Origin of the sequence: Shewanella sp. SW1, from assembly GCF_025653545.1 — a bacterium.
Lineage (GTDB): Bacteria > Pseudomonadota > Gammaproteobacteria > Enterobacterales > Shewanellaceae > Shewanella > Shewanella oncorhynchi.
Window position 1 is genome coordinate 15257 of record NZ_JAKKSG010000015.1, and the last position, 13099, is coordinate 28355.

Genomic DNA, 13099 nt, shown 5'->3' on the forward strand with positions numbered 1-13099 from the left:
AGGGCTCAATTTTTTATAAAAAACTATTTTAAAATTCACTCATAGACCATTAACAACAAAATGACAACATTTGCTGATTTTGCAGCCAAAAAGGCTTCTTTACCCTAAGTTTCTACTGTTATACTCAAAACAGCTTCTTAACAAGAATAAAACGCAATTACTAGGAATGCCCCTATGCTGGACCCTGAACTCATAGAGCTAAACAGCGATAAGACAAAAGCTGAATTGCGCCTGATCCCTAATGTCCATGGTCCAGTCACCCATGAAGACATAATGCGCCTGTTGTCTTTACCTGAATTCGCCGCCCTGTTTCCGCTAGAGCCAGCCATTACTAAAACCGTCGCTAAAATCAACTCTCTTTGTAATCAAGACGATGGAAAATTTGAGCTCTATACTACTTTGGCCGAACGTCGCGATGGCAGCATAGCTATCGAGATTAGTCCCGATAAAATGCAAGCCAGCCTTAAACTTACCGCAGCATGGGGTGGTAAACAGATAGATTTGCCAGAGATCCTCACTCATCTCAAAAAAAACAACGTCTGCATGGGGCTAAGCAAACTCAAAATTCAAGCTCTACTAAAGCAACTCAGCACACTCAAGCCAGGGGAAATCTGCCAAAGCGAAATAGCCCAAGGCAAAGCCCCTGTTAATGGACTCAATGCGGTATTAGAACGCAAAGTATTCCTTGCGCGGGAACGCTTGCTTCAGCCTCAAGAGCGCGAAGATGGCAGTGTCGATATGCGCAATTTAGGCGCAATGATCGTTGTTAAAGCCAATGATCTCTTGATGGTTAAACATTTAGCCACCGAAGGCACTCCAGGCTACAACATCAAGGGCGAAGTCCTTAAACAAAAACCAGGTAAGGATGCAGTGCTTCAAGCAGGTACAGGCACAGCTTTTCATCCCAAAGATCCCAATAAGCTGATCGCCACAGTGCCGGGGCAACCCGTCGAAACCCGTACAGGTATGAATGTCGATGATGTACTGCAACTTAAAGATGTCGACATCAGTACAGGCCATGTCACCTTCAAGGGCAGTATTTTAATTACAGGTGATGTCCACGAGGGCATGATAGTTAAAAGCTCAGGCGATATTACCGTGATGGGGTTTGTAGACTCCGCCACCCTTGAAGCAGAAGGTGATGTGACTGTGAGTAAAGGCATCATTGGCCGCCAGATTAAAGCCAATGAATACTCTACCAATATCTATTCTCAAGGGCAGATCAGCGCCCAATTTGTGCAATATTCTCAATTAGTTGCCAAAGGAAATATCTTAGTCACTAAACAGTTGCTGCACAGTAATACCAAAACCGCCGGCAGTTTAACGGTCAGCGATCCTAGCGGTCGTCGTGGCGATCTGGTTGGTGGAGTCGCACACGCTGAAAAAGGCATCACGGCGGTTGTCATAGGTGCAACGGCAGGGACTAAAACTGACGTTTACTGCGCAATGGGACAGGCTGAACTCAAGCAAGATCTCAAGCTACTCGATGAGAGCGTTAAAGCTATGGTCGTCGCCAGTTTAGATATCGAGGCTCGCCTCAATAAACTGCCCCCCAAGTCAGAATGGCAAGCTGACGCGGTTATGATTGAGCAAATAAAGATGATGCTTGATGAGAAGAATCGCATCATGGACGAACGTACCCGTGAAGAGCTTGAATTCGATACCTTTAAACAAGAAGTCGAAGGCTACTACGAAAAATACCGCATCGAAGTGCTTAAACACGTATTCCTTAACGTTGAGCTGCATATAGGTCCAGCAAATCACCGTACGGCACGTGAACACGGCACTTGTTGTATTGCCAATGTTAATCAAGAGATTAACTTTGACTATAACGCCAAGGCCAAAGCTGCACCGAGCACATAAGGTTCACTAGGGTCCTTAACTTATTGCCCGCTCAGCCAGTGCTGAGGCGGCTTTCGCTCGGCAGCCAAACCTCTGAACTCGTTCTGGCCTCTATCTATCTTCTCCAAGCGTGGCATACTGCTCACAGATAAACGCACGCAGCAGTATGCCAAGTCACCTTCTTGCAAAATCCTAATCCTTGTCTACTGCCGCCGATTGATCTCAGAGAATACCTCAGAGCCCATTTTAAACTTCCTAAGGATCTGAAATGACTAGCGTTAAGATGTCGAGTATTGAATGGCCAGCGATTGTAAAACTGACTCAAAATGACGAATTACTTTACCTAGAACATCAAAGAGATTGGCTCGAACTGGCCTGTCTCTATCAGCATCACTTCATCGAAACCGATCAATTATTAGACTCCAAAGGGCAGCGATACCTTATCAGTGCCTGTCCAAAAAAAATCCATGAAGATCCTGTTGGCGAATTACCTCGATTACTGCGCCAAAAACAGGATTTGCCACTCAATGAATTTATCAAATGGGTTCAAAATCATGCCCAAGCACTAGGACAATGTTGTGTTGCTAAACTGGCTTTCACGACAATTGCCCAAGGAATCGAAATTGTTCGTACCCTCGATGAATAAACAGCAAACACATGATAAGCCATAATAAATGGCTATCAATGACTCAGTTAATCAATAAAAAACAACATGACCTTAAAAGCTAATATCCTCATAATCAATTCACAGGCATAATTTGCCGCGGTGTAACAGCGCTAAGCCAGACGGTAAAGCGCTTAAGATGCACTCCAAAATAACCGTTTTCTGCGTCGACTCAAGGGATGACGTTTAAGTTGGCACTAAATATACAAACAGATGGAACCGAAATTGGAACTACTTAAGATTGACTGCTTAGGCAAACAACTGCGCTTAGAAGGCTCGCTCGCGGGCTGGCAACAACTCTACTGGGACAACACCTTAGTCTCACAAAAAGAAGCTTCCGTCGATAATGGCGGCCTCAAAGTCCATGTCTTTGAGCTCACCCACCACAGCAGCCCGTTGGTGACAGAAAGTGGTGAGCAAGCCATCGCCATAACAGAAGCTAAAATCCAAGTTCGCCTCGAAACCGATCTCGTTTGGCAGCCTTTCCGCCTCGATTACTGCTTGCTGATGGATGACAAGATTATCGACCAAGGGCGACGGACAGAGAAAGATATCGAACGCCAAACACCAGAAACGCCCATCGTTAAGCAGCAAAAAATCAGCATGATAGGACTCGCCTCCCTCGGCTTTAAGCTGTTAAAGAGCGCTAAAGTCATAAAGGTAGTGTTAGCGGGCGCCAGTGTTGCCGCTTATTCTTGGCTATTCTCCTTCCAATTCGCCCTCGCACTTATCGCCTGTTTGGTATTCCACGAATATGGCCATATTCGCGCAATGAAATATTTTGGGATGAAAACCAAAGGGATTTACCTTATTCCCTTTATGGGCGGACTCGCGCTCTCCGATGAAAAAATTAATACACGTTGGCAAGATGTGGTGATTTCTATCATGGGACCTACCTTTGGGCTCTTGATGTCCATCGCTTCCTTGATTGCTTACCACGCAACGGGCAATGTGTTTTTTGCTGGCCTTGCCGCCTTTAATGCGCTGCTTAACCTATTTAATTTATTGCCTATTTTGCCACTCGATGGCGGCCATATTTTAAAGAGCATTAGTTTTTCGATGAACAGCATCATGGGGTTGGTCGCCTGCGCCGCCGGTGCCGCTTTTGGTGTGTATATCAGCTACACCTTAGGCTTAGCGCTATTGGGCTTCTTGTTGTTGATCGGCAGCTTAGAAATTATTTTCGAATGGCGAACTCGTCATCAAAGCCACCTGCTGCCATTAGACAGATACGGGCAAATCTTCTCGGTTATTTGGTATTTACTCACGGTTGGCGCCTTAGTCGGCATCATCTGGCACTTAGCGGGAACGGGCGATGATATGCTCAGTCTGCCGCTGCAAATATTACGCAGCTAATGTGGCTTAACGGCTAAACGCAGCGCAAAGGCACTAGCACGAGTGCTTACACTTGCACTTGCCCAGAGTGATGCAATACAAAAAACCGCTATTAATAGCGGTTTTTTATTTTTCTGTCGCGCTGTGATGCTTTTACAAAAATGCGCTATTCCTTTGCCAAAGGCGGGGCAATATCACTGCCACCAAGGGCTTGATAAAGTGTCGCTTGGGCGGTGAGTTGGTTATAGCGATTCTCGAGTAAAGCCGCCTCGGCGCTGCGACGATTCTCTTGGGCATCAATCCAATTCTGAATACCGATAGCGCCATTGCGGTACTGGCTCTCATAAATGGCTTCAACGGCCGCCGCTGCGCTAAATTGCTGTGCCAACTTCTCCCCTTGATAACGATATTGCTGCTTAGCCGAAATCGCGTTATCGACATCCTCAAAGGCGGAATAAAGCGTCTTGCGATAATTCACCACTGCGGTTTGATAATCGATATCGGCAATGTCGTTATTGATTTGCATTTGATTCCACTGCAAAAAGGGCAAGACTAGCCCTGCGCCTAAACTGCCAACGGGATTACGTAACAACTCTTTTAACTCAGAGGTCGACTCCCCAACACCGCCGGTTAAACTCAGGCTTGGGAAATAACTCGCATAGGTCGCATCTTTACTCGCCAAGGCGGAGCGCAGTTGATACAAGGAGGCCTTCACATCTGGCCGTCTCACTAATAAATCTGCGGGTACACCCACGCTAACGTCCGGCACTGCTACGTCGGGGAGTTGCTTAATCTCAACCCAAGTTTCGCCTGAGGCTAAACTCTGCGCAGGAACAGCTGCAGGAGTCTGATTGAGTAATATCGCGAGGGCATTTTTAGCCACAGTTAATTGCTGAATAAGCTGGCTATGGGCAGCCTCTTGTCCCGCCATACTGCGCTGAGCTTCAAGCACATTCACTTGCGTCACGGCCCCAGAATCATACTGCCTTTGGGTTAATGCCAGCGTTTGCTGACTGTACTCGATACTCTTTTGGCTTAAATCAATCCGTTGATTTAAATAACCTATCTGCCAATACAAGGATGCAGTGGTCGCCACTAGGCTTTGGGTGGTACTTTCTCTATCTTCGGCGCTCGCCAGCGCCGCCCATTGAGCTTGGTCGATATTGGCCGACACTTTGCCCCACAAATCCACCTCATAACTCACGGACAATTTTGCTTGATAACTCTTAGTCGCATCGCTACCCTCCAGTGGCTGATTACGGGAAGCGTCAAGGTTTGCCGATAACTGTGGGTATAGATCATCCCGCGTTAGCCCTGCCTGCAAGCGTGCCTTACGCAGCGTTAAGGTCGCTAGGGTTAAGTCATTGTTAGTGCTCAATACTTGGCTGACCAGCTTATCGAGCTCGGGCTGATGAAACTGCTGCCACCAAGGATCAACTCTCACTTGCTCATTCACTGTGGTGTTTTGCCACTGTTCGGGAATAGCCAGTGCGGGCGGTTCAAAGTCTGAACGCATAACACTGCCACAGCCACTCAGCAAGGCGATTCCTAAAGCCATGCCCACAGCAATCGCGCAACTACGAGGCGAAAAGTGTCGATTAAATATTTTTGTATTCATGGTGTTATTACTCTCTGGCTAATGCGTCAACGGGATCTAACTGCGCCGCATTGCGGGCGGGTAAGAAACCAAATAGCACACCAATTAAGGTCGAACAGGCAAAGGCGGCAACGATGGAGGTGGTGGAATAAATCATTTGGAAACTGCCTCCCGTTTGAGCAAACACCACGCCAATCAAGTAGGACAAGGCGATGCCTAAGGTGCCACCGCACAAACACACTAAAATGGCTTCGATAAGGAACTGGCGCAAAATATCACTCTGGCGCGCACCCACCGCCATACGAACACCGATTTCACGGGTCCGCTCAGTCACAGACACTAACATAATGTTCATCACCCCAATTCCGCCAACGACAAGGGAAATCACCGCGATAGCCGAGATCAGTAAGGTCATGGTTGCTGTGGTTTTTTCGATGTTCTGCCTAATGGTATCGGTATTGATGGTGAAGAAATCTTGCGTGCCGTGGCGCATTTTAAGCAGCGCGATAATACCCTGCTCCGCCGCGTTACTCGGCACAGTTTCATCGAGTCGAACGGTAATACCATCCAAATAGTTTTTACCCACCATACGGCCAGAAACTGTGGTGTAAGGCACCCACACATTAAGCGCATCGCTGTTACCAAAAGCACTTTCTTTGGGTTGAGTCACACCTATGATACGTACGGGTAAATCTCCAAGGAAAATCACTTGCCCTATCGCCGAGTTATTGTCGGCTGCACTGTTAGGGAAAAGCTCCTTACGGGTATTATCATCAATCACCGCATCTTGGGCGAGCGATGCGACACTGGCATCATCCCAAAATTGGCCCTGCGCTAACTCGTACCCTCTTACACGGAAAAACTCAGGCCCCACTCCATTCACCGATGCCGATACCGCTTTATTACCAAAACGAACCGTTGCAGTAGAGCCAATGCTTGGCGTCACGCTATCAACATAGGGCAGATTTTTAAGGGCATTGGCGTCCGTTGCGGTTAAGGTGCGCACCCGCGCCGAGCGTCTATCGCCAAAACCAGAACCCGGGCGAATATCAATCGTGTTAGTCCCCATCGAACTGATACTTTTGAGAATGGCCTGCTGCGAGCCTTCACCTAAGGCCACCACAGAAACCACAGAGGCGATACCGATAATAATCCCGAGCATAGTCAAGAAAGTACGTAACCTGTGGGTCGACATCGCCACCAGCGCCATTTTAAGCGCTTCGACATATCTGTCCAACGAAGCCACCCGCGCACGCGAGCCATCTTTTGCTGCCACTGTTTTTGCGACCACAGTGCCGCTAGGCTTTTGTGGCGCCATATTTTGTAACGTTGAGCTTTGCAACATCGAGCTTTGTGGCTTAGCCGTCTGTTTATCCTGACTGCGCTCATCGCTGATGATCACGCCGTCTTTGATTTCGATAATGCGGTCGGCATATTGGGCCACGTGCATATCGTGGGTCACGATAATGATGGTATGACCGTCGCTGTGAAGCTCCTGCAACAACTGCATCATTTCTTCGCCGCTGTGACTATCCAACGCACCCGTCGGCTCATCGGCAAGGATCACATCGCCGCCATTCATCAAAGCGCGTGCCACACTGACCCGCTGCTGCTGTCCGCCACTGAGCTGATTGGGTTTATGGTCAAGCCTGTCGCCAAGGCCTAAACGCGTTAACAAATGCTCGGCCCTGTCTTTACGAACCGTGCGTTCTTTACCCGCATACACAGCAGGCACTTCGACGTTGCCTATGGCGGTCAAATCACCCAGTAAATGATAACGCTGAAAGATAAAACCAAAGTGCTCGCGGCGCAGCAGCGCTAACTCATCAACGTCCATAGTCGAGGTATCTTGGCCGTTGATAAAATACGCGCCCTTTGACGGCTTATCTAAACAACCAAGAATGTTCATTAGGGTCGATTTACCCGAGCCAGAAGCGCCAACTATCGCCACCATCTCGCCACGGCCAATCGACAAGTTCACATCTTTCAGCACAGTGAGTTGCTGCTCACCCGCCTGAAAAGTGCGATAACAACCTGAAATTTCAAGTAATGCCGTTGTCACTGTTAAAACCTCACGCTAGGTGAGCGACGTAATTTACTGCTGCCATCATCGGAAGACGGCATGCCAAGCACAACCTGATCGCCTTCCTTCAAACCCGCGGTGATTTCAGCATTGATTTTGTTGTTAATCCCCACAGTGACATCCACATATTGCACTTGGTTATCAACTAATACAGGCACTTGATATTGCGGGCCGCTGCGTGCTTTACGCTCGACAGGCTTAGCCTCTGGCGCCGCGGATTTCTCCCTCGGCTTTATACGCAATATCTGCGCAGGCACTAATAGCGCATCATCGGCCTTAGCTAACACTATAGACACCTGCGCCGTCATGCCGATACGCAAGGTGCGGTCAGGGTTTTCTACATCAAACAGACCATGGTAATAAATGGCGTCTGAGTCGCTAGAGCTCATATTGCTATCGTCGCCATCCATCGAAATCGGCCCAGGTTCAATCGCCCTCAAAACGCCGCGGTAGGGATGATTCGGTTTTCCAAGGACAGTGAAATACACGGCTTGACCCGGATGGACATTGACAACATCGGCTTCGGAAATCTGCGCTTTAACTGTCATGGTATCCAGCTGCGCCATTTCAACTATGGTCGGTGTTGTTTGATTAGCGTTAACGGTTTGCCCCACTTCCACCGCGGAATACACCACAGTGCCATCCATCGGCGCGGTAATTTTGGTATAACCTAAATCGATTCTGGCACTGTCGACGTTAATCTCAGCCTGTTGTTTTTGCGCTTCTAATTGCTCAAGCTCGGCTTGATAAACCGTTAGATTAGCATCGGCCACTTCATAATCGGCACGAGAACTGGCCTTATCGGCAAGCATTTGCTGCTGGCGGCTAAATTCCAATTTAGCTTGGCGGATCTGCGCCTGTTTAGCACGGAACTGAGCATTGATACTCTTGAGTGATGCGAGGGCATCCTTCAAATTATTCTGCTGCGCTAGGCTATCAATCTGAGCAATCAAATCGCCTTTCTTTACTTCATCACCCAGTGCCAGCGGCAAACTTAAGATTTGCCCCGATACCTGCGCACCTACACTCACCAGTTTGGATGCCTGCAACATGCCATTGGCCAGCACTGAGTTTTCGATATCGCCACGGCGCACCGCTTCAGTTACATAGGTAGGTACCGTTTCAGGCTTATGCCACATAAAATAAGCACCGCCACTAAGGAGTATTAAGCCGCTTAACGCGAGCAGCAATTTACGCTTTGAGGATTTTTTCATCGGTATTGTCGTGTCCATCAATGCTAAAGACAGCAAGCATTCATCTTGCTAAGGAACTGAAATTGTTCCAACAGTATATAGAGTTAGCCAAAGACAGTAGACGAAGGAAGTGTCGTTAACAGGTAAAGATTTGCAAATATCTGTGTAGAAATTGACAAGGAAAGCACGATTGAGTGGTGCTTAGGCTCAATGCCGATTTAGTACGATACCAAATCGTTAGGTGGTAAATTGTTGTTGTCTACATTCTATGACTGTGCCACTTGTGGTAGTTCAGCCATTCAAACGAATCTAGATACAGACTTCAATTGATTCTTTTTCAAGAAAAATCAACGTCGTGGGGTGAAGCCTTATGACTTTGATGTCGATTTAAATACAAAAACGACCAACCCGCTACGAAACATTCACGCCAAGTACTGGCCATTCTCAGTGAATAACCCAATGATTAATCGAATCAATCACTCAATTCGACTAATTCATGCTGGCGAGGATCACCTGCGTGGCATCAAAACAGGCAAAACATGGCTCGCCGACAGCCAAACTCTGCATTTGGGTGAGTGGCATCACTGAATAGATGATGTCTTTGCCATCAATATCTATGGCTAATTCGGCCTTATCGCCAAGTTCAGTCACGCTCAGCAAACGACCGCTTAGGCAATTTTGCCCATCCACTTCACAGACATGAGTCGTCGCCAGTACAGCGGGGGCTTTAAACAGTAACAACACAGATTTATCCAGGGCTAACTGCAAGCGTTCGCGGCTCGAATGGGTCACTGAAATCTGAATCTGTTGTCCGCCCGCTAAAGTCACGCTGATGTTGTCATTTAATCCAAATGAATCAATGCTATTGATACGCCCCGTTAACTGATTGCGGGCGCTGGTGTTGAGAGAGAAATGCGCCATCACATCCAATAAACTGTGCATATCGACGGACTCATCGAGCAAGGCAGCCAAAGCCATTTCTTGTACTTGGGAGGTGATGGAATACACCTTAAGCAACCGTTCGCCAAATTCGGTGAGTTTAGCGCCGCCACCGCCTTTGCCGCCCTTTTCGCTACACACTACGGGTTCGGGCATGGCGGTGTTCATCTCATTGATCGCGTCCCACGCCGCTTTATAACTGATCCCCGCAAGCTTGGCGCCTTGGCTGATCGAGCCTGTGTTGGCAACCTGCTCAAGCAGGCTTATCCGCCTAGGATTGGCGAAGGGCTTGTCCCCGAGGGAAAGCGTAAGTAATGCATGTAAATCCATCGTTTATCCAGCACCCAAGTCAGACTTGAGTCCTATTGTCCTTCATCGTCTTGAGGATACCAATAAGATTACCTAGATATTTCAGCGGATGAATGCCATTAATCAGCAAGAAACCGCACACAGATCACTAATTGATTGCTTAGGGCTTGAATTATCGATATATAGATTGGTATATAACGATCACTTTTTATCACGGAGGAACACAATGAAATCCATTCACCTTAAGCAATTACTGCATTTTACCACGGCTTCGTTATTCACAATGGTACTGACATCTAGCCCAATTTTTGCGGCAGACAATGAGCAAGTGACTGTTTTTGCAGCGGCATCGCTCACCAATGCACTTAACGAAATCGGCCAGCAATATGAAAAAGAACACAATACTAAGGTGATATTCTCCTTCGCCTCTTCTTCAACACTGGCAAAACAAGTGGCCAATGGTGCGCCAGCCGATCTGTTTGTCTCGGCGAATCAAAAGTGGATGGATTATCTGGTCGATGCTAAAGCGGTCGATGTTAACAGCCGAAAAACCTTGTTAAAAAATACCTTAGTCTTGATTGCCGAGAAAAATAGTCCCATCACAGAAGTCGTGCTCAATGGCGATTGGGATATTAAAGCCGCATTAAAAGGCAGTCGTATGGCTGTTGGCGATCCAGATCATGTGCCTGCTGGACAATATGCCAAGCAAGCCCTCGAAAACCTCAAGCTGTGGCAAGCCGCTGAGCCCTTACTCGCCCGTGCTAACAATGTCCGTGCCGCCCTCGCTTTGGTTGAACAGGGTGAAGCGCCGCTTGGCATAGTGTATTCAACCGATGCGAAAGTCGCCCAAAAGATCAAAATCGTTGGCACCTTTCCAGAAACGAGTTACAGCCCAATTGAATACCCTGTCGCCTTAGTCAAACAAGAATCGACCGCAAGCGCCAAAGCGTTCAATGAGTATCTGCAGGGCCCAAGCGCAAAAAATGTGTTTGAGAAATATGGCTTTGGAGTGAATTAGGGTGCTGAGTGGTTCTTTGTTAAGCGGCTCTATGCTAAGTGGCTCTCTTTTAAGCGACTATGAAATTGCCGCACTACTACTCAGTTTAAAGGTGTCATCCGTTGCCGTTATCGCCAGTTTACCCTTGGGCATTTTATGCGCTTGGGTGCTGGCCAGGGTCGAGTTTCCTGGCAAGGCTATATTTGACAGTGTGCTCCATCTACCACTGGTGTTACCGCCCGTGGTAGTGGGTTACCTCTTGCTGATCAGCATGGGCCGCCAAGGTTTTATCGGCCAGTGGTTATTTAATTGGTTTGGCATCAGTTTTAGCTTTAGTTGGCGTGGTGCGGCCCTCGCGGCGGCGATAGTGTCATTCCCGCTGATGGTCAGAGCCATACGCCAATCCTTTGAAACTGTTGATATTCGACTCGAGCAGGCCGCACGCACTTTAGGTAGCAGTCGATGGCGGGTATTTCTCACCATCACACTGCCGCTCACCTCTCCAGGGATAGTGTCAGGCATGATTATCGCCTTTGCCCGCAGCCTAGGGGAATTTGGCTCGACTATTACCTTCGTTTCTAATATCCCAGGTGAAACCCGTACGATTCCGCTCGCCATGTACTCTTTTATTGAAACCCCAGGGGCAGAATATCAGGCCATGCGTCTGTGCATTATCTCGATAGTGATCGCACTCGCATCTTTACTCGCCTCTCAATGGCTGAGTAAAAAAGCCCTGCAGAGGACGGCAAGCGTATGTTAACAATCAATATTGAAAAACGACTCGGACAACTGCAACTGAAAGTCGATACCCAATTGCCATTGCAAGGCGTGACAGCCGTTTTTGGACGATCGGGTGCGGGTAAGACCTCACTAGTGAACCTACTCGGTGGGCTTTCAACCCCAGATAGCGGTGAAATCCGCCTCGGCGACAAACTGCTTTATCAACAAGGCAAAGTGAACCTTCCCCCAGAGAAGCGCCAAATTGGCTATGTATTTCAAGAAGCACGACTGTTCCCGCACTATAGCGTGAAGGGCAATCTCAACTATGGTGTGCGTAAAGCTAACCCAGTCTTGTTCGATAGAATTGTGCAGTTACTGGGAATTGAAAAACTCCTCAGTCGCTATCCCAGCACGCTATCGGGCGGTGAAAAACAACGGGTTGCCATTGGCCGTGCCCTGCTGACATCGCCCGATATGCTGTTGATGGATGAGCCGCTGGCATCGCTCGATTTACCCCGTAAACGCGAGTTACTGCCCTACTTGCAAACCTTATCGCAGGAACTAAAACTGCCGATAGTGTATGTGAGCCACAGCCTAGATGAGATCTTACAACTGGCGGATTATATGCTGGTGCTGCATCAGGGGAAATTGATCGCCAAAGGGGCCTTAAGTGAAGTGTGGAATAGCGAGCAAATGCGGCCTTGGGTGCCATTGCAGGAACTCAGCTCACTCCTCAGTGCAAAGGTCGCCGACAGACATCCCGACTACCCCATGACGCGACTCGTGATGGATGATGGAAACTATTTGTGGGTAAGTGGCTATCTGGCTGAAACGGCAAAGAAACTCAAAGTGCGTATTCAGGCAAATCATGTCTCGGTTTGCACTGAGATCCCCAAAGGCTCAAGTATCCGCAACCTGCTAAAGGGAGAAATTAAAGAGTTATACCCCAGTGATAACGGCGAGCAAATCCAATTAAAAATCGCCCTAGGCCGCGATGAACTTTGGGCCAACATCACCCCTTGGGCCTGCGACGAACTGCAACTCACTCATGGCAAAGCGATTTATGCACAAATCAAAGGCGTGACTATGACACAAATGGATATCGCCGAATCCCACTAGCTCAACCTAGAGCACCGTTCGAAAACCAAATTTCACGCACAAAAAAACCGACTCTAGGTCGGTTTTAGTTCCTTCATCTGAAGGATTTGGTACCAGTGGCCAGACTCGAACTGGCACGCTTTTAAGGGCGGGGGATTTTGAATCCCCTGTGTCTACCGATTTCACCACACTGGCATATCAAATATGCACTTAGAAGCAATCAAAACAACTGGCTGTCTCTAAGTGCTGGGAATTATACCTTTGCTTATGACAATGGCAAGTCTTTTGCCGCGACTTTAATACAAATTGCATTTAACCGCTC

Annotated in this window: 10 protein-coding genes and 1 tRNA gene; 6 read left to right on the plus strand and 5 right to left on the minus strand. The window is 48.0% G+C overall.

The window, feature by feature from the left end:
* Positions 1-174 precede the first annotated feature (174 nt).
* From L5M71_RS14135 to L5M71_RS14145, 3 genes are all read left to right on the plus strand, one after another.
* Positions 175-1863 carry a DUF342 domain-containing protein gene (locus tag L5M71_RS14135; RefSeq protein ID WP_198573564.1) on the plus strand — a complete coding sequence of 563 codons (1689 nt, stop codon included), beginning with the start codon at positions 175-177 and terminating at the stop codon, positions 1861-1863.
* 247 nt (positions 1864-2110) lie between these two features.
* A complete protein-coding gene (locus tag L5M71_RS14140; protein WP_263208300.1) occupies positions 2111-2488 on the plus strand; it encodes a DUF4144 domain-containing protein in 378 nt (125 codons plus the stop codon).
* Positions 2489-2719: 231 nt separating this feature from the next.
* A complete protein-coding gene (locus tag L5M71_RS14145; RefSeq protein WP_168826794.1) occupies positions 2720-3862 on the plus strand; it encodes a site-2 protease family protein in 1143 nt (380 codons plus the stop codon).
* Between the two features lie 145 nt (positions 3863-4007).
* Here L5M71_RS14145 and L5M71_RS14150 read toward each other — a convergent pair whose 3' ends face one another.
* From L5M71_RS14150 to L5M71_RS14165, 4 genes are all read right to left on the minus strand, one after another.
* Positions 4008-5459, minus strand: coding sequence for an efflux transporter outer membrane subunit (locus tag L5M71_RS14150; RefSeq protein ID WP_263208302.1), 1452 nt, complete (start codon positions 5457-5459; stop codon positions 4008-4010).
* Positions 5460-5466: 7 nt separating this feature from the next.
* Positions 5467-7500 carry a MacB family efflux pump subunit gene (locus L5M71_RS14155; protein ID WP_263208305.1) on the minus strand — a complete coding sequence of 678 codons (2034 nt, stop codon included), beginning with the start codon at positions 7498-7500 and terminating at the stop codon, positions 5467-5469.
* Between the two features lie 2 nt (positions 7501-7502).
* A complete protein-coding gene (locus L5M71_RS14160) occupies positions 7503-8735 on the minus strand; it encodes an efflux RND transporter periplasmic adaptor subunit (RefSeq protein ID WP_263208307.1) in 1233 nt (410 codons plus the stop codon).
* Between the two features lie 468 nt (positions 8736-9203).
* The gene (locus L5M71_RS14165; RefSeq protein WP_263208310.1) at positions 9204-9983 is read right to left on the minus strand and encodes a TOBE domain-containing protein; all 780 of its coding nucleotides are present in this window, start codon (positions 9981-9983) and stop codon (positions 9204-9206) included.
* Positions 9984-10188: 205 nt separating this feature from the next.
* Between L5M71_RS14165 and modA the strand changes: the two genes are divergently transcribed.
* From modA to modC, 3 genes are read left to right on the plus strand one after another with little or no spacing between them, the layout of a single operon-like run.
* Positions 10189-10980 (plus strand): molybdate ABC transporter substrate-binding protein, encoded by a 792-nt coding sequence (gene modA, locus L5M71_RS14170; protein ID WP_263208312.1) that lies wholly within the window; start codon positions 10189-10191, stop codon positions 10978-10980.
* A 1-nt stretch (position 10981) separates the two neighbouring features.
* Positions 10982-11719: a molybdate ABC transporter permease subunit gene (gene modB, locus L5M71_RS14175; RefSeq protein ID WP_263208314.1), complete on the plus strand. Its 738-nt coding sequence runs from the start codon at positions 10982-10984 to the stop codon at positions 11717-11719.
* Positions 11713-12798, plus strand: a complete 1086-nt coding sequence (gene modC / locus L5M71_RS14180; protein ID WP_263208316.1) for a molybdenum ABC transporter ATP-binding protein ModC — start codon at positions 11713-11715, stop codon at positions 12796-12798. Before modB ends, modC begins: the two co-directional genes overlap by 7 nt.
* A gap of 87 nt (positions 12799-12885) precedes the next feature.
* Here modC and L5M71_RS14185 read toward each other — a convergent pair.
* Positions 12886-12972 (minus strand) — tRNA-Leu (locus tag L5M71_RS14185).
* Between the last annotated feature and the right edge of the window lie 127 nt (positions 12973-13099).

What these genes read in the sequence shown, in the direction of transcription:
- L5M71_RS14135 (WP_198573564.1), top strand. Translation starts at nt 175, where the DNA reads ATGCTGGACCCTGAACTCATAGAGCTAAACAGCGATAAGACAAAAGCT.
- L5M71_RS14140 (WP_263208300.1), top strand. Translation starts at nt 2,111, where the DNA reads ATGACTAGCGTTAAGATGTCGAGTATTGAATGGCCAGCGATTGTAAAA.
- L5M71_RS14145 (WP_168826794.1), top strand. Translation starts at nt 2,720, where the DNA reads ATGGAACCGAAATTGGAACTACTTAAGATTGACTGCTTAGGCAAACAA.
- L5M71_RS14150 (WP_263208302.1), bottom strand. Translation starts at nt 5,459, where the DNA reads ATGAATACAAAAATATTTAATCGACACTTTTCGCCTCGTAGTTGCGCG.
- L5M71_RS14160 (WP_263208307.1), bottom strand. Translation starts at nt 8,735, where the DNA reads ATGAAAAAATCCTCAAAGCGTAAATTGCTGCTCGCGTTAAGCGGCTTA.
- L5M71_RS14165 (WP_263208310.1), bottom strand. Translation starts at nt 9,983, where the DNA reads ATGGATTTACATGCATTACTTACGCTTTCCCTCGGGGACAAGCCCTTC.
- modA (WP_263208312.1), top strand. Translation starts at nt 10,189, where the DNA reads ATGAAATCCATTCACCTTAAGCAATTACTGCATTTTACCACGGCTTCG.
- modC (WP_263208316.1), top strand. Translation starts at nt 11,713, where the DNA reads ATGTTAACAATCAATATTGAAAAACGACTCGGACAACTGCAACTGAAA.